The organism is Mesorhizobium sp. WSM4310 (assembly GCF_007003935.1).
Lineage (GTDB): Bacteria > Pseudomonadota > Alphaproteobacteria > Rhizobiales > Rhizobiaceae > Mesorhizobium.
The window spans coordinates 76708-98455 of sequence record NZ_VFTA01000020.1 but is presented as its reverse complement, the minus strand read 5'-3'; the positions used below and the strand labels follow the sequence as shown (position 1 = coordinate 98455).

The 21748-nt window shown below is 63.6% G+C and carries 18 protein-coding genes; 16 read left to right on the top strand and 2 right to left on the bottom strand.

Annotated features, from left to right (window positions below; all coding sequences use genetic code 11):
- The first annotated feature begins 21 nt into the window (after positions 1-21).
- The 9 genes from FJV80_RS21235 to FJV80_RS21195 all read left to right on the top strand — a co-directional run bounded on the left by FJV80_RS21235 (position 22) and on the right by FJV80_RS21195 (position 11948).
- The gene (locus FJV80_RS21235; protein WP_142877335.1) at positions 22-2505 is read left to right on the top strand and encodes an ATP-binding cassette domain-containing protein; all 2484 of its coding nucleotides are present in this window, start codon (positions 22-24) and stop codon (positions 2503-2505) included.
- Positions 2502-3533 (top strand): ABC transporter permease, encoded by a 1032-nt coding sequence (locus FJV80_RS21230; protein WP_142877334.1) that lies wholly within the window; start codon positions 2502-2504, stop codon positions 3531-3533. The genes FJV80_RS21235 and FJV80_RS21230 overlap by 4 nt, the downstream gene beginning before the upstream one ends.
- Positions 3534-3635: 102 nt before the next feature.
- Entirely contained in the window at positions 3636-4463 is an 828-nt protein-coding gene (locus tag FJV80_RS21225; protein ID WP_095790496.1) for a phosphogluconate dehydrogenase C-terminal domain-containing protein, read from the top strand.
- 303 nt (positions 4464-4766) lie between these two features.
- Positions 4767-5708: a D-ribose ABC transporter substrate-binding protein gene (locus FJV80_RS21220; RefSeq protein WP_095775517.1), complete on the top strand. Its 942-nt coding sequence runs from the start codon at positions 4767-4769 to the stop codon at positions 5706-5708.
- A gap of 77 nt (positions 5709-5785) precedes the next feature.
- Positions 5786-6451, top strand: coding sequence for a DUF2291 family protein (locus tag FJV80_RS21215; RefSeq protein ID WP_095790495.1), 666 nt, complete (start codon positions 5786-5788; stop codon positions 6449-6451).
- The gene (locus tag FJV80_RS21210) at positions 6448-8019 is read left to right on the top strand and encodes a sugar ABC transporter ATP-binding protein (protein ID WP_095775515.1); all 1572 of its coding nucleotides are present in this window, start codon (positions 6448-6450) and stop codon (positions 8017-8019) included. Before FJV80_RS21215 ends, FJV80_RS21210 begins: the two co-directional genes overlap by 4 nt.
- A complete protein-coding gene (locus FJV80_RS21205; RefSeq protein WP_095790494.1) occupies positions 8012-9076 on the top strand; it encodes an ABC transporter permease in 1065 nt (354 codons plus the stop codon). The genes FJV80_RS21210 and FJV80_RS21205 overlap by 8 nt, the downstream gene beginning before the upstream one ends.
- Before the next feature lie 2 nt (positions 9077-9078).
- Positions 9079-10113 (top strand): Gfo/Idh/MocA family oxidoreductase, encoded by a 1035-nt coding sequence (locus FJV80_RS21200; protein WP_095790493.1) that lies wholly within the window; start codon positions 9079-9081, stop codon positions 10111-10113.
- Positions 10110-11948: a hypothetical protein gene (locus FJV80_RS21195; RefSeq protein ID WP_142877333.1), complete on the top strand. Its 1839-nt coding sequence runs from the start codon at positions 10110-10112 to the stop codon at positions 11946-11948. Before FJV80_RS21200 ends, FJV80_RS21195 begins: the two co-directional genes overlap by 4 nt.
- 6 nt (positions 11949-11954) lie before the next feature.
- Here FJV80_RS21195 and FJV80_RS21190 read toward each other — a convergent pair whose 3' ends face one another.
- The gene (locus tag FJV80_RS21190; RefSeq protein ID WP_142877332.1) at positions 11955-12668 is read right to left on the bottom strand and encodes a transcriptional regulator NanR; all 714 of its coding nucleotides are present in this window, start codon (positions 12666-12668) and stop codon (positions 11955-11957) included.
- Between the two features lie 187 nt (positions 12669-12855).
- On the opposite strand from FJV80_RS21190, the gene oiaX reads away from it, so the two are divergent.
- The 3 genes from oiaX to FJV80_RS21175 all read left to right on the top strand — a co-directional run bounded on the left by oiaX (position 12856) and on the right by FJV80_RS21175 (position 16005).
- Positions 12856-14106 (top strand): 3-oxo-isoapionate-4-phosphate decarboxylase OiaX, encoded by a 1251-nt coding sequence (gene oiaX, locus FJV80_RS21185; protein WP_142877331.1) that lies wholly within the window; start codon positions 12856-12858, stop codon positions 14104-14106.
- A 4-nt stretch (positions 14107-14110) separates the two neighbouring features.
- Complete coding sequence (locus FJV80_RS21180) at positions 14111-15445, top strand: four-carbon acid sugar kinase family protein (RefSeq protein ID WP_142877330.1); 1335 nt, start codon at positions 14111-14113, stop codon at positions 15443-15445.
- Positions 15446-15573: 128 nt separating this feature from the next.
- Positions 15574-16005, top strand: a complete 432-nt coding sequence (locus tag FJV80_RS21175; protein ID WP_142877329.1) for an SgcJ/EcaC family oxidoreductase — start codon at positions 15574-15576, stop codon at positions 16003-16005.
- A gap of 51 nt (positions 16006-16056) precedes the next feature.
- Here the strand turns inward: FJV80_RS21175 and FJV80_RS21170 are convergent, their stop codons facing one another.
- Positions 16057-17202 (bottom strand): ROK family transcriptional regulator, encoded by a 1146-nt coding sequence (locus tag FJV80_RS21170; RefSeq protein WP_179296117.1) that lies wholly within the window; start codon positions 17200-17202, stop codon positions 16057-16059.
- A gap of 217 nt (positions 17203-17419) precedes the next feature.
- Here FJV80_RS21170 and FJV80_RS21165 point away from each other — a divergent pair, with 217 nt between their 5' ends.
- From FJV80_RS21165 to ugpC, 4 genes are all read left to right on the top strand, one after another.
- Positions 17420-18673, top strand: coding sequence for an ABC transporter substrate-binding protein (locus tag FJV80_RS21165; RefSeq protein ID WP_245318340.1), 1254 nt, complete (start codon positions 17420-17422; stop codon positions 18671-18673).
- A 65-nt stretch (positions 18674-18738) separates the two neighbouring features.
- Positions 18739-19674, top strand: coding sequence for a sugar ABC transporter permease (locus tag FJV80_RS21160; protein ID WP_142877328.1), 936 nt, complete (start codon positions 18739-18741; stop codon positions 19672-19674).
- Positions 19667-20572: a carbohydrate ABC transporter permease gene (locus tag FJV80_RS21155; RefSeq protein ID WP_095790156.1), complete on the top strand. Its 906-nt coding sequence runs from the start codon at positions 19667-19669 to the stop codon at positions 20570-20572. The genes FJV80_RS21160 and FJV80_RS21155 overlap by 8 nt, the downstream gene beginning before the upstream one ends.
- A gap of 67 nt (positions 20573-20639) precedes the next feature.
- Positions 20640-21746, top strand: a complete 1107-nt coding sequence (gene ugpC / locus FJV80_RS21150; RefSeq protein ID WP_142877327.1) for a sn-glycerol-3-phosphate ABC transporter ATP-binding protein UgpC — start codon at positions 20640-20642, stop codon at positions 21744-21746.
- The last annotated feature ends 2 nt before the right edge of the window (positions 21747-21748 follow it).

Below are 21748 nucleotides of genomic sequence, written 5' to 3'. Positions count from 1 at the left end.
CCGTGAAGAAACGGAGGACGAATGTCCCACCTTGCCGTTGCCGATCAGAAGCGTGCAGCCGCCATGGCACCCGCCGCTTCGATCCGGCGGGAAATCGTCTCGCTTTCACAGATCACCAAGAGCTTCGGGCCGACGCTGGCGAACGCCGAGATCGACCTCGCCGTTTCGGCCGGCGAGATCATCGGACTCGTCGGCGGCAACGGCGCCGGCAAATCGACGCTGATGCGCATTCTTTGCGGCACGATGCGGCCGACCCTCGGCTCGATCTCGTTCGCCGGCCAGACGCTGAGCTTCGCCGACTACGACACGGCGGAAGCGCAAGGGCGCGGCATCCGCATGGTGCATCAGGAACTGTCGCTGTGTGCCAACCTCTCCGTGGCCGAGAACTTCTTTCTGGAGACGCCACAGGACGCGACAAGCCGGCCCGGCTGGCGGAAGCTTTACCTGGGCCGTGCACGCGCGGCGCTGGATGCCGTATTCCCCGGCAATGGCATCGATGTGGACGCGGAAGTCGGCCAACTCTCCATCGCCGAACGGCAGATGGTCGAGATCGCACGCGCCGCCGCCACGCCCGGCGTCAGGCTCATCGTTCTCGACGAGCCGACCTCCTCGCTTGATCTCGATCGCTCCAGGCAGTTAAGGGCCTTCATCCGCGAGCGAGCCAAGGCTGGCCTCGCCTTCATCTTCATCAGCCACAAGCTGCAGGAAATCATCGACATCGCCGCGCAGGTTGTCGTGCTGCGCAACGGACGCACGGCCTGGCGCGGCGACGTGGCGGATACGTCGTTCAGCAAGCTGGTGCAGTTGATGGGCGGCGACGCCAACTCGATCCACCAGCATGGCGCCATCGTCGCCAGCACCGGGGGCGCATTGGTGCGGCTGTCCGGGTCGCTGACATCCGAACTCGGCCGCGACATCGAGATCGCGCGCGGTGAGATCGTCGGGCTGGCGGGGCTCGAGGGCAGCGGCCAGAAGGAGCTGCTGCATGCCATCTTCAAGCCCAATCCAGCAAAGGATGCCGCCGTCACGAGAACCGGCGAGGCCGGCTTCATTGCCGGCGACCGACAGAAGGAAGGCGTGTTCCCGCTGTGGAGCGTGCTCGGCAACATCTCCATCGGCAGCCTTGCGCGCCGCCCGTCCTTGGGCCTGGTCTCGGATCGCCACAACCGCGAGGCCGCGGCCGACGCCGCAGGTCGGCTGCGGCTCGACGAAAATCGCTTCGGGTCCAACATATTGGAGCTGAGCGGCGGCAATCAGCAGAAGGCGCTGGTTGCCCGCGCGCTCGTCGCCGATACGCCGATCATCCTGCTCGACGATCCGACGCGCGGCGTCGACATCGCCACCAAGCAAGATTTCTACCGGCTCTGCAACGACATCGCACGCGGCGGGCGGACGCTCGTCTGGCACACGACCGAGGACGCCGAATTGCTGGCCTGCGACCGCGTGCTGATCTTTGCCGGCGGCCGGATCGTCAAGGAACTGACCGGTGAGGCGATCACCGAAGCGGCGATCGTCGGGGCGTCTTTCGTCCAACAGGCGGACAAGCGCATCGACGCCGCGCAGGCCAAGGCCGGCGCCGCCGGGCTTGTCCGCAGGCTGGTGAACGCAGCCCCCTTCATCGGCCTCGCCGCCGTGCTGGCGGTGATGATCTCGGCCAATCCGGCGGTCGCCTCGATCTTCGGCCTCGATCTGCTGCTGATGCCAGCGCTGTCGCTGGTGCTGGTGACGGCGGCACAGATGTTCATCGTCGGCGGCAGCGAAATCGATCTCGGCGTCGGCGCGTTCGCCGGGCTGATCAGCGTGCTCAGCGCGACGCTGCTCTACGACCAGCCATGGCTCGGTGCGCTGGCTGTTTTGGCGGCGGTGGCCGTGTATGCCGGGCTCGGCGGGTTGATCCAGGCACGCAAGATCCCAGCTATCGTCGTCACGCTCGGCGCCTCCTTCATCTGGGTGGGGCTGGGCTATGCGCTGCAGCCGACGCCAGGCGGCGCCAGCCCTGAATGGCTTACGGCGCTGTTCGGCTGGTCGCTCGACTTCCTGCCGACATCGATCATCCTCATCGCGGCTGTTGCCCTGGTGGTCTTGACGATCGACCGGTTGCCACTCGGCGTGGTGCTGCGAGGCTTCGGCAACAATCCGACGGCAATGATCCGCTCGGGCTGGTCGCCAACACGTTACGCGCTGGTGCGCTATCTCATCGCCGGGCTGTTCGCGGCGGCCGCCGGCCTGTCGCTGACGGCGATCAACACGGCGAGCGACATTAACTCCGGCAATTCGTTCACGCTGCTCAGCGTCGCCGCCGTGGTGATGGGCGGCTGCTCGCTGCTCGGCGGCATCGTCTCGCCGGTTGGCGCCATCGCCGGCGCGGTGACGCTGTCGCTGATCGGCGCACTGCTCGGCACGCTCAATGTCAGCAGCGACTTCAACGCCGCGACGCAAGGGCTGATCCTGATCGCGCTCCTGACGTTGCGCGGCCTGACCGCGGACCGCAGGAGCGAACAATGAACGCGCTGTCCGCCTTCACTGTTTGGGCCCAGAAAAACCGCTGGATCTGGGCAGCGATCGGCGTGCTCCTGCTCTGGCTCGTGCTCTCCGTGGTCACCAACCGGTTCAGCCTGTCCAGCCTGTCGGGCATCGTGCTGTCGGCCTCGTTCCTGACCGTCGTCGGCATCGGCCAGATGTTCGTCGTCACCACCGGGCGCAGCAATATCGATCTTTCCGTCGCCTCGGTCATCACGCTCAGCGCCTTCGTCGCGCTGCTCACCATCAAGGGCCAGGATGCCAACCTTGCTATTGGCGTCACGGCTGCCGTCCTGCTCGGCCTCGCGGTCGGGTTGCTCAATTCGCTGCTGGTCGTCGGCCTCGGCATTCCGGCGATCATCGCGACGCTCGCCACCGGCTATGTACTGGCGACCGCGACGCTGCTGTCGAACAAGGCAATCCCCGGCTTTGCCGTCAGCCCGGCGCTCAAGGATCTGGCGACGGGCCGCATCTCGGGCGTCCCGATCATGGCCATCATCGCCATCCTCGGCGTAGCGGCGGCTTCCTTCGTGCTGCGCTACACCGTGTTCGGGCAGCTCCTGTCGGCGGTCGGCCAGAACCGCGCGGCCGCCCGGCTCGCCGCCATCAGCAATGGCCGGGTGATCGCAGCGGCCTTCATCATCTCGTCGGTGCTGGCCTCGCTCGACGGCCTGCTGCTCGGCGCCTATATCGGCGGCGCCTTCCTCGAAATGGGCCAGCCCTATCTGTTGCAGTCGATCGCCGCCGTGGTGCTCGGCGGCACGCTGATCTTTGGCGGCTCGGCGACCGCGCTCGGCACCCTGTGGGCCAGCATCCTGCTCATCCTGATCGTGACGACCATGCAGATTATCGGGCTGCCGCCTGGCGCCCAGGACATCGTCCAGGGCATCGTCGTCATCTTTGTCCTGGCGCTTGCCGGCCGACAGGCATTGGCGCGGCGCACCACTGCCGAGCCTGCAGATGGAGCGACGCCGAAGACGCAGGCAAAGGCGGCCGCGTCGTTGCCGGAGTGACAGGCCGACAATTCCGCTTGCCAAAATATGGTAGAGTGATCATACCAGTATATAAGATGACGATCGCGCGATGATCGTCCAGAATTCAAGGAGCAAGGCCAGATGACAACGATTGCGCTGTTTGGTGCGGGCGGGAAAATGGGCTACCGCCTGTCGACCAATTTTCGCGGATCGGACTACACGATCCGCCATGTCGAGATCAGCGAGGCCGGCAAGGAGCGGCTGAAAACCGGTCTGGGCTTCGATGCGGTCGACGCCGACGAGGCGCTTAAGGACGCCGAAGTCGTGATCCTGGCGGTGCCGGACACGCATATAGGCAAGGTCGCCGCCAGCATCGAAAGCAAGCTTTCGTCCGGCACGATGGTGATCGTGCTCGATGCGGCGGCCCCTTTCGCCGGCCATCTGCCTGATCGTCCCGACCTTACCTATTTCGTGACCCATCCCTGCCATCCGCCGATCTTCAACGACGAGACCGACATGGCCGCCAAGAAGGACTTCTTCGGCGGCGTCAAGGCCAAGCAGCACTTCGTCAGCGCCCTGATGCAGGGGCCAGAGGAAGACTACGCCAAGGGTGAGAAGATCGCGCAGATCATCTGGGCGCCGGTGATGCGCTCGCACCGGGTCACGGTCGAGCAGATGGCGCTGCTGGAGCCCGGCCTTTCGGAGACAGTTTGCGCTTCGCTGCTCGTCGTCATGAAGGAAGCGCTCGACGAGGTCGTGGCGCGCGGCGTCGACCGGCAGGCCGCGCTCGATTTCCTGCTCGGCCACATGAATGTGCTCGGCGCCGTCATCTTCGGCGAGACCAAGGGCGTGTTCTCCGATGCCTGCAACAAGGCCATCGAGTTCGGCAAGCCGGTGCTGATGCGCGATGACTGGAAGCGCGTCTTCGAGCCGGAGGAAATCGCCGCCAGCATCCAGCGCATCACCTGAGGCGCGCATTTCCCTTCGCCGCAGCAAGGTGCGCGGTTAGATACAGATCATCTGAATTAGTGGTTGACTCATTATACCAGTTGGCTAAGCTGCTGACGCACTCGGGACTGATCCTTCTCCGCTGGGAGGAGGCATCGGAACGAGCGGAGGATGGCGGGGACGGGCGCGAAAATCGGTTCGGTCGAAAAGCCGGCAAATGGCTTTGCCGATCCAGGCGGCGTTTTGCCCCGCCCTGTCTGACGATTTCAAATGAAGACAGTGGCCTCGACTGGTCGAGGCCCATGTTCTTAACGGGAGGACTTAGTGAAACTTACTCGCAGAATGACACTTGCGGCTTTCGCCGGCGTACTGGCACTGGGCACGGCTGCGCCGGCCTTCGCGGCCGACCTGATCGCGATCATCACCCCCTCGCACGACAATCCGTTCTTCAAGGCGGAAGCCGTCGGCGCCGAGGCAAAGGCCAAGGAACTCGGCTACGAAGCGCTGGTGCTGGTGCATGACGATGACGCCAACAAGCAGTCCGAGCTGATCGACACCGCGATCGGACGCGGCGCCAAGGCCATCATCCTCGACAATGCCGGCGCCGACGCCACCGTCGCTGCGGTGCAGAAGGCCAAGGACGCCGGCATCCCCTCCTTCCTGATCGACCGCGAGATCAATGCCACCGGCGTCGCCGTGGCGCAGATCGTCTCGAACAACTACCAGGGAGCCCAACTGGGCGCGCAGGAATTCGTCAAGCTGATGGGCGAGAAGGGTAACTTCGTCGAATTGGTGGGCAAGGAATCCGACACCAATGCCGGCATCCGCTCCAAGGGCTATCACGACGTCATCGACGACTATCCGGACCTCAAGATGGTGGCGCAGCAGTCGGCCAACTGGAGCCAGACCGAGGCCTATTCCAAGATGGAATCGATCCTCCAGGCCAATCCCGATATCAAGGGCGTGATCTCCGGCAACGACACGATGGCGATGGGCGCCAATGCGGCGCTCGCTGCGGCGAACCGCAAGGATGTCATCGTCGTCGGCTTCGACGGCTCCAACGACGTGCGCGACTCCATCACGTCAGGCGGCATCAAGGCGACGGTGCTGCAGCCGGCCTACGCCCAAGCGCAGATGGCGGTCGAGCAGGCCAACGACTTCATCAAGAACAAGAAGTCGCCCGAGAAGGAAAAGCAGCTGATGGACTGCGTGCTCATCAATGGCGACAATGCCGCCAAGCTGGAAACCTTCGCGCTGAAGAACTAAGCCGGCGCAACGCAAACAGCGAGGGGCGAACCTTGGTTCGTCCCTCGCCTCCATTTCAATGGGAAGCTTTGACCGCCATGCTCAGTAAGCCGATCCGGCCGATTAAGGCAACTTGGCCGATCCTCGCGCTGGTCGCCGGCGTCGGCCTCAGCGCCTGCAAGGTCCTGCCGACGCCATCGGCGCAAGGGGTTGCAGGCAACGCGTCCGGCTTTAACCCGGACAAGATGGTCGAGGATATCTGGACTTCGAAGGTCATCCCCTATTTGCAAGGGAAGGCCGGGGCATTTGCCGAGGTCCATGCTCTGGCGAAGACCGATCCGGCGGCGGCGGGCGCCAAATACGGCAATCCCAAGAAGCAGGCGAATGCGCCATGGACCTTCGCGGTCCGCGTCGAGGGCAAGATCGTCGCCGCCAACACGCAGTCGCGCGCGGCGACGATGGATATCGACGTCGACGGCGACGGCAAGGCGGATGCGCGCGTCCAGATCGGGCCGGCGATGCGCGGAACCGCACTGCGCGACAGCCTCGATTTCGTTCAGTTCAACGATTTCACCAACCAGATCGACTTCGCCCAGTTCGGCAAGGCGTTCAATGCCTATGCCGACAAGACCGCGCTGTCCAAGCTGCCGCGCGAAGCGCTGGAGGGCCGCACCGCCAAGGTGCTCGGCGCCTACACGATCGAAGGCGGCCAGGACCTGCCGTTGGTGACCCCGGCGGAGGCCGAGATCGGGCCCAAGCCATGAGCGCGGCGCTTGGTCATGACGTCATCCTGAAGCTGGAAGACGTCTCGAAAGTCTATGCCGGCACCGTCGCGGTCAAACAGGCCAATTTCGAGGTGCGCAAGGGCGCGGTCAATGTGCTCGTCGGCGAAAACGGCGCCGGCAAATCGACACTGATGAAGATCATCGCAGGCGTCGAGCAGCCGACGGCCGGGCGCATCATGCTCGACGGCAACGAGGTTTCCTTCTCCTCCTCCGGCGATGCCGTGGCCCGCGGCATCGGCATGGTGTTCCAGGAGCTGAACCTGTTCGGCAACATGACGGTCGCCGAGAACATTTTCGCCACGCGCGAGATCACCAACCGGTTTCGCAAGATCGACCGCAAGACGCAGGAGCGGCGGGCCGGCGAATTCCTCGATCGGCTCGAAGCCGGTATCCGGCCGGACATGCTGGTTGAGGATCTGCGCATCGGCCAGCAGCAGCTGGTCGAGATCGCCAAGGCTGTTTCGCTCGACGCACGCATCCTGATCATGGACGAGCCGACCTCGGCGCTCAGTGCGGCGGAAGTCGAGATCCTGTTCAAGGTGATCGCCGACCTCAAGGCGCGCGGCGTGGCGATCGTCTACATCTCGCACCGGCTGGAGGAGCTGATCCGCATCGGCGATTACATCACCGTGCTGCGTGATGGCCGCATCACCGGCCAGGAAGAGGTGAAGAACGTCGACACGCAGTGGATCGTGCGGCAGATGATCGGCTCGGACGCCAAGGATTTCGCCAAGGCCGACGGCCATGTTCCCGGAGAGGAGATCTTCCGAGCCGAGGACATCTGCCTGCCGCGCGTCACCGGCGGACTGGCGGTCGACCATGTCTCGCTGTCGCTGCGCGCCGGCGAGATTTTGGGCATTTACGGCCTGATGGGCGCGGGGCGCAGCGAGCTGTTCGACTGCATCATGGGCCGCCACGGCCATGCCAGCGGCGAGATCTTCATCGACGGAAAACATATCAGGGAACGCGACACGACGCGGCGCATACGGCGCGGGCTGGCGCTGATTCCGGAAGATCGCCAACGCGAGGGATTGGTGTCGATCTTATCCGTTGCCAGCAACCTGACGCTGGCCAGCCTGTCGCGTTTCGTGCGCTTGTTCCATATCCGAGGCGGCGCAGAGCGGCAGGGAGTCAGGCAGATGGTGCGCGAGCTTTCGATCAAGGTCGGCGATCCGGCGCAGGAAGTCTCGTCGCTTTCAGGCGGCAACCAGCAGAAGGTGGTGATCGGCAAGGCGCTCCTTACTGAACCGAAGGTGCTGTTGATGGACGAGCCGAGCCGCGGCATCGATGTCGGCGCCAAGGCGGATGTCTTCCGCACCATGCGCAAGTTGTCGCGCGATGGGCTCGGCATCCTCTTCGCCACTTCCGATCTCGACGAGGTGATGGCGCTGTCCGACCGGATCGCGGTGATGAGCAATGGCAAACTGACCGGCATGTTCGATCGCGCCGAGGCGAGCGAAGCCGCGATTGTCGCCGCATCGGCGCTCGGCCATGGACCCGCCCCGCACATCTTGCCCCAGAATTTGGAGAGCAACGCTAATGACTGACATTCCGGCCAGGGCGACTCACTCCTCGGCCTCCAGCGGCTCCGCGCTGCTGACGCTGATGAAGCTCAGGACCTTCATCGCGCTGATTGCCGTGCTGGTGTTCTTCTCCATCGCGGCGCCGAACTTCCTCTCGGCCGCCAATCTGATCCTGATGGCCAAGCATGTGGCGCTCAACGCCTTCCTTGCCATGGGAATGACCTTCGTCATCATCACCGGCGGCATCGATCTTTCGGTCGGTTCGATCGTCGGCCTGTGCGGCATGGTGGCCGGCTATCTCGTGCTCAACGGCATCGACCTGCAGATCGGCTACACCATCTATTTCAACGTGGTGGAGATCGCATTGATCACCCTGGCGGTCGGCATTTTGATCGGCGCCGTCAACGGACTGCTGATCACCCGGCTCAATGTCGCGCCGTTCATCGCCACGCTCGGCGTGCTCTATGTGGCGCGCGGCCTGGCCCTGCTGTCGTCCGACGGCCGCACCTTCCCCAATCTGGTCGGCAAGCCGGAGCTCGGCACCACCGGCTTCGGCTTCCTCGGCGCGGGTCGGCTCGTCGGCTTGCCCGTCTCGATCTGGATCCTGATCGTGGTGGCGCTGGGTGCTGCCTATCTCGCCCGGTACACGCCGCTCGGCCGCCACATCTTCGCCGTCGGCGGCAACGAGCGCGCGGCGCGCATTTCGGGCGTGCGCGTCAACATGGTCAAGATGTTCGTCTACATGTTCTCCGGCTTCTGCGCGGCGATCGTCGGCCTGATCATCTCGTCGGAGCTGATGGCCTCGCACCCGGCGACAGGCGAGAGCTTCGAACTGAATGCCATCGCCGCGGCGGTGCTTGGCGGCACCTCGATGTCGGGCGGTCGCGGCACGATCGGCGGTACTATCGTCGGCGCCTTCGTCATCGGCATCCTGTCGGACGGGCTGGTGATGATGGGGGTGAGCTCGTTCTGGCAGATGGTGATCAAGGGCCTCGTCATCATCGTCGCCGTCGTCGTCGACCAGGCGCAGCGCCGGCTTCAGCAGCGTGTCACCCTGATGCAGATGGCAAAGGCGGGTTGATCATGGCGACTTTGAGCGGAGCGCTGATCGGCTGCGGCTTCTTCGCCGTCAACCAGATGCATGCCTGGCATGACATAGAGGGCGCCGCGATCGTAGCCATTTGCGACCGCGATCCGGAGCGGCTCAGGATCGTCGGCGACCAGTTCGGTGTGGCAAGGCGCTACACCGATGCAGCCGCGCTGTTCGCGGCCGAGACGCTCGACTTCGTCGACATTGCCACCACCGTGGCCAGCCATCGGCCGCTGGTCGAGATGGCGGCCGCCAACCGCGTCCCGGTGATCTGCCAGAAGCCCTTCGCGCCGACGCTGGCCGACGCCAAGGCAATGGTCGCGGCCTGCGCCGAGGCCGGCGTGCCGCTGATGGTGCATGAGAATTTCCGCTGGCAGTCGCCGGTCCAGGCTGTGCGCGCCATGCTCGACAGCCGTGAAATTGGCACGCCCTTCTTCGGGCGTATCTCCTTCCGCTCGGCCTATGACGTGTTTTCCGGCCAGCCCTACCTGGCGACGGGAAAGCGCTTCATCGTCGAGGATCTCGGCATCCATATCCTCGACATCGCCCGTTTCCTGCTGGGCGACGTAAAGAGCCTCACCGCGCGCACCGCGCGCATCAATCCCGCCATCGCCGGCGAGGATGTCGCCACGATGCTGATGGATCACAAGAACGGCGCCATTTCGGTGGTCGATTGCAGCTATGCGACCAGGCTTGCCGTCGAGCCGTTTCCCGAAACGTTGATCGAGATCGACGGCAGCGACGGCACGCTCCGGCTGGCGCAGGGATACCAGCTGACCGTCACCGGCAAGAGCGGAACCACTGTCACAGACGTCTCGCCGCCGCTGCTGCCCTGGGCCTCGCGGCCATGGCACAACATTCAGGAAAGCGTGCTGGCGATCCAGCGGCACTGGGTCGACTGCATTGCATCAGGCAAGGGGCCGGCGACTTCCGGCGCCGACAACCTCAAGACATTCGCGCTGGTCGAGGCTGCCTATACCGGCGCCGCAAGCCGGCAACCGGTGCGGATCGACGACCTGCTGGAATGACCACGGATCGCTTCCTCCTTTGCGGCACGCACGCGGCGGAGACCGAACCGGTCCGGTTGATCGCCGGCCCGCTCAGTGCCGATTTCGTCAACGGCAATCTGCGCACAATACGCCATGGCGGCGCGGAGGTGCTGCGTGCCATCGCCTATGTCGTTCGTGACCGCGACTGGGGAACCTATGAGCCAGCGCTGACGGACTTGACTATCGATCAGGGTGCCGATGCTTTCTCCGTCAGCTACGCGGCAAGCTGCACCGGGCCTGGCGGAAGCCGGCTCGCCTTCCACGCCACCATCAAAGGCTCCTCTGATGGGCAGCTGGTCTTCGACGTCAACGCGCTGCCCGAAAGTGATTTCGAGACCAACCGCTGCGGCTTCTGCATCCTGCATCCAATCGCCGGCCTCGCCGGCAGCCCCGTAATGGTCGAGCACACGGATGGCAGCGTGGCGGCGACGAGACTGCCTGATCTGATCGATCCCTGGCAGCCTTTCAAGGATTTGCGCGCCATCACGCATGAAGTGCGGCCCGGCGTCACCGCGCAATGCCGTATGGAAGGCGACGTCTTCGAAATGGAGGACCAGCGCAACTGGTCCGATGCTTCCTACAAGACCTATGTACGGCCGTTGGCGCTGCCCTGGCCCTATGTATTGCCGGCCGGCGAAACCAACCGCCAGACGATCAGCCTACGCATTGCCGGCGACGACAAGACGCCGGCCACCACCGAGCCATCTGGCCCGATCCGCGTTACGCTCGGCGAGCCCGGTCCGGCGCTTCCGGATGTCGGCGTGATCCTCTATCCCGGCGATGTCGAGACAGCGCTGGCGAACCTCCCAGCACTGTCGGCGCTCGGCCCGCAGCAACTGCTGCTTCATTACGATCCGACGGGCGGCCATGGGCTCGATGCCTTGCGCTCTTTCGCCCGGCTCGCCGCGGCTTATCCCGCCCGCACAACGCTCGAATGCGTGGTCGCCTGCAGCGGCGATCTCGATGCCGAACTCTCCGATATCATCGACCTGGTGCGCCGGGCGGGCCTGCGGCTCGATGCCATAGCGGTCTCGCCTTCGGTCGATCGGCAATCGACACCACCAGGCAGCGCCTGGCCGCCCTGCCCGCCGCTGGAAGATGTCTACGCCGCCGCGCGCCGGGCCCTTCCGGATATCCGTCTTGGCGGCGGCATGTTCAGTTATTTCACCGAGCTCAACCGCAAGCGCGTCCCGGCCGGGCTGCTCGATTTCGTCAGCCATTGCACGTGCCCGATCGTGCATGCCGCCGACGATCTCAGCGTCATGCAGTCGCTGGAGGCGTTGCCGTTCATCACCCGGTCGGCGCGGGCGATCTTCGGCGACAGGCCCTACCGGATCGGGCCCTCGACCATTGCCATGCGGCAGAACCCCTATGGCGGCGCCACCAAGGACAATCCGCGGGGAGAGCGCATCGCCATGGCGAACCGCGATCCGCGCCACAATGGCCAGTTCGCCGCCGCCTGGACGATCGGCTATGCCGCGCGGGTCGCGCCGGCCGGCCTGGAGATGCTGACGCTGTCCGGCTTCACCGGGCCATTCGGCGTGCTGGCGGGATCTGGGGAACCCGTTGCGGAAGGGTCACCCCGGCCGATCTTCCAGGCCATCAAGGGGCTTTGCGAACTGGCTGGCCTTAAACATGTCACGGCCAAAACGAGCGATGAGACCCGGGTAATGGCGTTGGGCGGGCGTTCACCCTCGGGCAAGACGGTCGTGTGGCTGACGAACCTGACGGCAAGCGACGTGGCGGTCGACCTTTCGGAGTTTGACCGAGGCCATCTTGTGATGACACCCTACGCGATCACGCGGATCGGCTGAATCAGATTACTTTTCAGAATTCATCACATAGAGGGCGCGCGAGCGCTCCAGATGCTTGATCATCGCCTTCTCGGCGCCATTGGCATCCTTCTTCTCGATGCGGCCGATGATCTCTTCATGCTCGGTCAGCGTGAACTGTTCCTTGCCGGTCCAGATCAGCATTTCGGTGTGATATTCCTTCAGCCAGCCGAGCATCGCCTCGCTGACGGCGACATAGATCGGGTTGCCCGATATCGTCGCGATCTGGGTGTGGAATTTCATGTCGGCGGAAATGAAGGCTTCGGAATCACCTCGCGCGGCACGCTGCTCGGCGACGGTTGCCTTGAGCCGCTGCACATCCTCGACGGTGGCCTTCTCGGCGGCTTCCCTGACCATGCCACGCTCGAAGAAAATGCGCGCGGTCTTGAGGTGCTCGAGCGTGTCCTTCGACGACGACAGGATGATCTTGGCCGCGCCGTCGACCTGTTTGATGATCGACTTGGCGGTGAGCTGCAGCACCTTGGCCCGCTCGCCATGCGAGATGGCGACGAGGCCCATATTGCTCAGCGCCTGCATCGCCTCGCGGATGGCCGGACGGCCAACCTCGAAGCGCTCCATCAATTCGCGCTCCGACGGCATGTCGTCGCCCGGCTGCAACTCGCCGCTGGTGATCAGCCGCTTCAGCCTTGCAAAGACTTCGTCGGAAAGTTTGCGCCGGACGATCGGCTCCGAACGGTTCATCGTGACGAATCACTCCCTGGCCCGGTTCCTGTTTAGCACTGCCGGTGCGATTCCCGGAATGCCTGCACCTTTGCCCGCCCTCGTTGCGCGAAGCGGGATATTGCTTGCAATACTTATGTACTCATTATACCAGATTTCAGACGTGACGAAACTTTTTTCGGACCCTTTTTTCGACCGGCCGGCTCCCATGATCACCTTCACCTATCGCATCGAAACGTCAGGCAACATCGAGGCGCTGGCGGCCAAGATCGCCAGCGACCAGTCGACCGGCACCTTCGTCGCTCTGCCCGGCGAGACCGAGGAACTGAAGGCCCGCGTGGCGGCGCGAGTGCTGGCGATCCGGCATCTGCCCGATGCGCAGCAACCGTCCATTCCCGAGGCCGGTGGAGGGCCTTTCAAGCGCGCCGATGTCGATATCGCATTCCCGTTCGACGCGATCGGCACCGACCTTTCGGCCCTGATGACCATCGCCATCGGTGGCACCTATTCGATCAAGGGCCTGTCGGGCATCCGCATCGTCGACATGCAGCTGCCTGATGACTATCGCGGCGCCCATCCCGGCCCGCAGTTCGGCGTCGCCGGCAGCCGCAAGCTGACCGGCGTGGCGGGACGCCCCATCATCGGCACCATCGTCAAGCCGGCGCTGGGGCTGCGGCCGCATGAGACTGCCGAGATGGTGGGCGAGCTGATCGAGGCCGGCGTCGATTTCATCAAGGACGACGAAAAGCTGATGAGCCCGAGCTATTCGCCGCTGGCGGAACGGGTGAAGGCGATCATGCCGCTGATCCTCGACCACGAGCAGAAGACCGGCAAGAAGGTGATGTATGCCTTCGGCATCTCGCATGCCGACCCGGACGAGATGATGCGCAACCACGATCTGGTGGCGAAGGCAGGCGGCAATTGCGCGGTGATCAACATCAACTCCATCGGCTTCGGCGGCATGGCCTACTTAAGAAAACGCTCCAGCCTGGTGCTGCACGCCCATCGCAACGGCTGGGACATCCTCACCCGCCACCCCGGCCTCGGCATGGATTTCAAGGTCTGGCAGCAGTTCTGGCGATTGCTCGGCGTCGACCAGTTCCAGATCAACGGCATCGCTTCAAAATATTGGGAGCGGGATGCATCCTTCATCGAATCCTTCAAGGCAGTGACGACGCCGATCTTTTCGCCTGATGATTGCTCGCTGCCGGTCGCAGGTTCCGGCCAGTGGGGCGGGCAGGCGCCCGAGACCTACGAACGAACCGGCCGCACGGTCGACCTGCTCTATCTCTGCGGCGGCGGCATCGTCAGCCATCCGGACGGGCCAGGCGCCGGCGTGCGCGCCGTCCAGCAAGCCTGGCAAGCGGCGGTCGAGGGCGTCCCGCTGGCGAACTTCGCCCTGAAGCATCGCGAACTGGCACGGTCGATCGAAAAGTTCGGCGACGGCAAGGCGGCCTGAGGTCATGCATAACCTGCTGCTCAGCTATTATGGCGACGACCTCACCGGCTCGACCGACGTCATGGAAGCGCTGGAGCTCGGCGGCGTGCCGACGGTGCTGTTCATGAGGCAGCCGGACGAGGCTCTATTTGCCCAATTCAAGCATTGCCAGGCGGTCGGGCTGGCCGGCACCAGCCGCAGCGAGACGCCGCACTGGATGGACACGCATCTGCGCGACGCCTTCGCCTGGCTGAAGACGCTGAAAGCCGAAATCTGCCACTACAAGGTCTGTTCGACCTTCGATTCCAGCCCGACGATCGGCAGCATCGGCCGGGCGATCGAGATCGGCCGCGAGGTCTTCAAACAGGATAGCGTGCCGCTGCTGGTCGGCGCGCCGCAGCTCAAGCGCTACACCGCCTTCGGCCATCTGTTCGCGGCCTATCGCGACCAGTATTTCCGCATCGACCGCCATCCGGTGATGAGCCGCCACCCGACGACGCCGATGGATGAATCGGACCTGCTGATCCATCTGTCGCGGCAGACGGATCTCACGTCGGGGTTGATTGACCTTGCGACACTGCAGTCGGAGCAGCGGTCGCAGGCATTCGATCGCTTCGTGGACCGTGGCGCGGCCATCGTGCTTGTCGACGTCGACAGTCGGGAGACCCAGGCCCTTGCGGGCAAAGAGATCTGGCGCATGCGCAAGCCGGGCGGCTCTTTTGTCGCCGGCTCGTCCGGCGTCGAGTATGCGTTGTTGGCCGAATGGGCGTCGAATGACATCGTCGGCGCCGGACCAGGCTTCACGCCGCCGGGTGCCGCCGACCGGATCGCCGTCGTGTCGGGCAGTTGCTCGCCGACCACCGAACGACAGATCCGGCATGCCCTGAGCGACGGCTTCGACGGCATCGAGGTCGATCCTGTCGAACTGGTTTCGGAGGCTTCGCAGCAGGCGATCACGCGTACGGCGGCAAGCGGCGGCGCCAGCCTGCAAGCCGGACGAAGCGTCATCCTCTACACCGCGCTTGGCCCTGCAGCCGACAGGGGCGCCGAAATCGACCGGCAGGAAGGCGCCCGCCACAAGCTTGGCCGCGGCCTTGGTGCGCTGCTGCGCCAATTGACTGACGAGCAGAGCTTGCGGCGCGTGGTCATTGCCGGCGGTGACACGTCAAGCCATGCGCTTGGACAAATGGGCGTCGACGCGCTGACCGTCAGGATGCCTCTGCCCGCCTCGCCTGGTTCCCCACTTTGCGTTGCTCATTCGCACGTCAAAGCGATTGACGGGCTGGAGGTTGCGCTGAAGGGCGGGCAGGTAGGAACCGACCGCTATTTCTCGTCCATCCGTGACGGTCTTCGCAGTTGACTGTGCGGAGGTCCCATGGCTGTTCTGTCTCGCAGCCAAGGAAGAAGCGTGCGGCGGGACCTGTAATTGATAGCGACCGTGCTATGCTTGAAACCGCAAGCCAGCAGAAATGCAAGGAGATTTTCGCCATGGCACTGGTGGTCAGCAAACCTGAAGATATCGCGACGGCCTTTGCCGATGCGTGGAACAGGCACGATATGGACGATTTCGCAGCGCTGTTCTCCGAGGAGGCCAATTTCGTCAATGTCGTGGGAATGTGGTGGAAGAATCGCGCCGAGATCGAGGGGGCGCACCGCGCAACGCATGAAACGATGTTTCGTGACAGCCGATTGGAGGGTTTTGTCTCGTCGGTTGTTGGATTAGCTCCCGGCCTTGCATCGGTACATTATGCGTGGACCCTGACCGGTGCATTTGCTCCGGATGGCTCACCGGCCGGTACACGCAAAGGCATTCTGCTTTTGGTTGTGAAGGAAGGACAGTCGGGCTGGCGGATAAAGGTGGCCCAAAACACCGACATTGTTCCAGGGGCAGCTGCTCCCCCTTCGAGCGCGAGGAGTTGATCCTCCTCACCTCCCCGCAGCATGGGGTAGCGGGGCAGTTTGTTGGATTGATCAGCCGAGCGACAGTTCCTTCGTCTGATGCCTCAGCACGAGTCCGACCGCACCCAGCAATGCGTCGTTCTCGGTGTGCTTGCCAACGATTATTCGCGTGCGCAGGGCCGGAGCGATATCGCGGGACTTGATGAGCGTGTGGCGTTCGTAGGACGCGATCAGCGGCGTCAACAGAATGTCGCCCGCCAACGCCATCTGGCCGCCGATGATGATGAGCGGCGGATTGAGCACCGAGCCGATCAAGCCGAGACCCCGGCCGGCGATCTCGGCGGTATCCTCAATCATCCGCAACGCCCTGACGTCGCCCTCCTTGGCCATCATGATGACATCGTCCATGGTGACCTGCCGCCGCATGACACGCGAAATCTGTTCCAGTGGTCGGGCAAAACTCGCATAGAGCTCCAGGCATCCGCGATTGCCGCACCGACAAAGATCGCCGCCGGGATCGATGCTGATGTGCCCGAATTCGCCGGCGCCGCCGGCGATGCCCGTCACCAGCCGGCCATGCTGGACAATGGCGCCACCGACCCCCAGATCGATCTTGAACAGGACGAAATCGTCGTGGCCGATTGCCGCGCCCCACATCAGCTCCGCAATGGCCGAGCAGTTGCTCTCGTTGTCGGCGAAGATCGGCCGCTCCAGCACGGGTCCGAACACATCTCGTATGTTGACGCCGGCCCATGTTGGAACGATGCTGGCGCGCAGGACCACTCCATCGCGGCTGACAGGACCAGAGACGGAAATCCCAACCCCCAGGAGCCCCGCCATCGGCAGACCATTTTCCTCGTAAGATTGGGCAATTGCCGATTTGGCCATCTGGGCCGCCTGCTGCGGTTGGTAGTCCAGTGCCATGGGGATAGTTTGTTCGGCAATGACGGAATGCGAGACATCGGCAACGATCAGTCGTATCTGCTGAAGTCCGAGGTGAATTCCGACGCAGGTACCGGCTGTCGGATTGAGCGTCACGGCCGCGGCTGGCCTGCCAATAGCTCTGATTCCCTCGCGACTGGTCGGGGCTTCGATCACCATGCCCGATTTTCTCAAGCCATTGAGCGCGGTTGAGACCGTCGAGCGCGCCAGGCCGGTGACGCGTGCGATCTGCGACGCCGAGAGGGCGCCGCGTTCACTCAGGCAGCGCACAATCATGCTCTCCGGCGATGCGGACGGCCTGTCGATCAGCCAGGTTCTAAGCGAAGGTTTTGTCATGGACCAACATAAACATCGTTGACTGATAGCTCCAATATGTCATCTTGGAAAGAACTTGAGATTAACGCATCTCGCCGGCGGCGGCTTCAAACCGCGGCCATAAGCGGTCGATACGAACCGTGCAACACCATATGGGAGTGAAACTATGAAATGCGTCATGACCGCCCTCGCGGCAGCCGTTGCGTGCACCTTTGTCGCCGGAGCAGCCTTAGCCGAGCCCAAGACGAACCTGCTGCACCAGTGGGCGACTGGCTCGGACGCCCAGGCGATCGCCAAGCTCGGCGAGATGTTCACCGCCAAGGGCGGCAAATGGGAACAGACCTCGATCGCCGGTCACACGGCCAACACGCTGGCCAAGCTGCGTGCCGACGTGATCGCCGGCAATGCCCCGCCCGCCGTGCAGCTGAAAGGTCCGGAAATCGCCGAGTGGAACAAGACCGGCATGACCGCTGACCTCGACGAGCTGGCGGCCTCGGAAGGATGGGAAAAAGTGGTCGCGCCGGAATTGCTTCCGGTGATGAAGCCGACCGGCAAATGGGTCGCCGCCCCCATGAACATCCACCGCATCAACTGGTTGTGGGCCTCGCCGAAGGTCATGCAGGCCGCCGGCGTGACGGAAATGCCCAAGACCTGGGCCGAGTTCAATGCAGCCTGCGACAAGATCGTCGCCTCTGGCAAGATCTGCATCTCGCATTCGACGGCCGACTGGACGGATTCGACGGTGTTCGAGGTCGTGCTCTACGGCCAGGACATCGATCTCTATCGCAAGGCCTTCGTCGAGGGCGATGTCGAATCCATGCGCAGCCCGGGGATGGTGAAGGCCTTCCAGCAGATGCGCCTGATGACAAGCAAGTACATGGATCCGGGCATGGTTGGCCGCGACTGGGATTCGATGTCGGCGCTCGTGGGCAAGGGCGACGCAGCTTTCCACATCATGGGCGACTGGACGATCGGCCTGCTGACCGCCGCCGGCTTTAAGGAAGGCACCGACTATGTCTGCGCCCAGGCACCGACCGATTGGGGCAAACCCGGCTTCATCCTCAACTCGGACTCGGTCGTGTTCTTCAAGCAAAAGGATCAGGATTACATCGACGGCCAGAAGCTGCTTGCCAGCCTGATCCTGTCGCCCGACTTCCAGACGGTCTTCAACCAGGCCAAGGGCTCGATCCCCGCGCGTCTCGATATCGATCTGTCGAAGGGCTTCAATCCGTGCCAGCAGCTCTCACAGAAGGATCTGCAGGCTTCGATCAAGGACGGCACGCTGGTCCGCTCGATGGCGCACAACATGACCATCCCACAGAAGATGCGCGGCGCGATCATGGACGCCATTACCGAGTTCGTCGCGACGCCCGACATGTCACCCGAGGACGGCGCCAATGCGATGGCCGACGCGGCCGAAGCACAGAAGTAGACAGGAACGGCCGGGCGCAATTTCTATCCGCATCCGGCCATCCTCCATCCAGTTCCGCGCCGCAAATGTCAAATCACGACCTGATCCTATCGACCCCGGCGCCCGCCCGCCCCTGGCGCGAGCGGCTGGGCTCCGCGATGCCCTTGCTGGTGCTCGGCCCCTCGCTTGTGGCGAGCTTCGTCTACGTCTTCGTGTTCACCGGCTGGACGCTCTACATCTCGCTCTCGAACTCCTCCCTGCTCCCGACCTACGGCTTCGTCGGTCTGGACAACTATGCGTCACTCTGGGCGAACCGGCGCTGGAACATCGCCTACGACAACCTCTTTCTCTTCAGCGGCTTCTACATCGTCGGCTCGATGGCGGTGGGACTGCTGCTGGCGATCCTGATCGACCAGCGCGTGCGCGGAGAAGCGGTCTGGCGCACGATCTTCCTCTATCCGCTGGCCGTCTCCTTCATCGTCACCGGCACGGTCTGGAGTTGGCTCTACAACCCGACCGACGGTATCCAGGCGATGGTGCGCGGATTGGGCTGGACAAATTTCAGTTTCGCACTCGCCAGCGACCGACACTATGCGATCTATGCGGTGATCATCACCGGTGTCTGGCAGTCCTCAGGCTTTGCCATGGCGCTCTTCCTGGCGGGTCTGCGCTCGGTGGATGCGGACCTCGTCAAGGCCGCGCAGATCGACGGCGCATCGACCTTCCGCATCTATCGCAAAGTGCTTCTGCCAACGATTGCGCCGATCTTCCTGGCGGTCGCCGTCATCCAGATCCAATTCGCCATCAAGACCTTCGACCTCGTGGCGGCCCTCACGAAAGGGGGCCCTGGAATCTCGACCACGTTCCCTGCCATTTACGTCTATGACCTGATGTTCCAACGCGGCCAGATCGGCGAAGGCGCCGCGGCGGCCATCATGATGCTGGCCGCTCTTGCCGTGGTGCTGGTGCCGTATTCCTTCTGGGTGGTTTGGCGCCGGCGCAAGGAAGCCGGCCATGGCTGACGTCCCGCTGGACCAGACGCAGGATCATCACGCTGCCACAGTTGCGGCGCGCAGGCATTTCCTCACCCGCTTCGTCATCTATGGGCTGCTGGTTATCTTCGCGGCGATCTACCTGGTGCCATTGCTGGTTGTGGTGCTGAATTCATTCCGCGATCAGCAAGAGATCGCGCGCAACGGGTTGATCTCGCTGCCACGCAGTTTCCGCCTCGAAGCCTGGGGCCAGGCCTGGAGCACATATTGCATCGGCGGCACCTGCGAGGGCATGCAGCGCAACTTCTACAACTCTCTGAAAATGACGATCCCGGCGACAATCATCTCGACGGTGGTCGGCGCGATGAACGGTTACATCTTGTCGAAATGGCGCTTCAAGGGTTCGGAAGCGCTGTTCACCTGCATGCTGCTCGGCGTCTTCATTCCGGGCCAGATTTCGTTGATGCCCTGGGCGTTCATCCTCGGCAATCTGGGCCTCAGCAATTCCACCTACGGGCTCATCGTCATCCACGTCATCCAGGGCATTTCGTTCACCACGCTGTTCTGCCGCAACTACTACGTCAGCATCCCCGACGATCTGATCAAGGCGGCACGCATCGACGGCGCAGGCTTCTGGCGCATCTTCCGCAAGATCATTCTCCCGCTCTCCTCACCGATCCTGATCGTCACGGTGATCTGGCAGTTCACCGGCATCTGGAACGAATATCTGTTCGGTGTCGTCTTCACCTCCGGGCAGCAACAGCCGATCACGGCCGCACTCGTCGCGCTGACGGCAAGCGGCACCAATGTACGCGCCTACGATGTCATGAGCGCCGCCGTGCTAATCGGCGCGCTGCCGCCGCTGCTGATCTATCTCTTCGGCGGCAAGTATTTCGTCCGCGGCCTGACCCAGGGCGCGATCAAGTGAGGCGCGATCAAGTGAGCGTAGCCTATCTGATGTCGCCGATCGCCTCGACCGCCAAGAAAGGCATCGCATGTCGACATTGACCATCCGATCCCTGCGCAAGAACTACGGCTCGGTCGAGGTGCTGAAGGGCATCGATCTCGAGGCGCAGAACGGTGAGTTCATCGCGCTGGTCGGACCGTCCGGCTGCGGCAAGTCCACCTTGCTCGCGATGATCGCCGGTCTGGAAACCGTAACCTCCGGCGAGATCCGCATCGACGGCCGGCTGGTCAATTCGGTTGCGCCTAAGGACCGCGACATCGCCATGGTGTTCCAGTCCTACGCGCTTTACCCGACGATGACGGTGCGCGAGAACATCACCTTCGGCATGGAAAGCCGCCGCGTACCGAAGCCGCAGCAGGACGAGGCCGTCAAGCGGGTTGCAGCGTTCCTGCAGATCGAACCGCTGCTTGGGCGCAAGCCCGGACAGCTTTCGGGCGGCCAGCGCCAGCGTGTCGCGATGGGCCGGGCGCTGGTGCGTGATCCGAAACTGTTCCTGTTCGACGAGCCGCTCTCCAATCTCGACGCCAAGCTGCGCGTCGACATGCGTACCGAAATCAAGAAGCTGCATCACCGTGTCGGCAAGACGACGGTTTACGTCACGCATGATCAGGTCGAGGCGATGACGCTGGCCTCGCGCATCGCCGTGATGCATCAGGGCTCGGTCCAGCAATTCGATGAGCCGGCCACGATCTACAACCGTCCCGCCAACATGTTCGTTGCGGGCTTCATGGGTTCGCCGGCGATGAATTTTTTGCCGGCCGAACTGAGCCAGGAAGGCGGCCGCCCGACTGTTGTCTTGCCGACCGCCGACGGCAACACGGCCAGCCTGCCGATCGTCCAGGCCCTGCCGTCCGATACGCCGCGACAGCTCTTGCTCGGCATCCGGCCGGAGCACATCTACCGATTTGATCCCGATCTTGCCCGTCGCAAGCCAAGCATCGCGCAAATCGATGCCGTGGTCGAACTGGTCGAGCCGACGGGTGCGGAGACCATGGCCGTTCTGCGCCTGGGCGGCAAGGAGATCACCGGTCGTTTCGACCCCGACGGCACGCCTCGCATGGGTGAGACGGTGGCGCTCGGCATCGACATGGCGCGTGCCTGCTTGTTCGACCCGACGACCCAACGCCTGATCTGAAG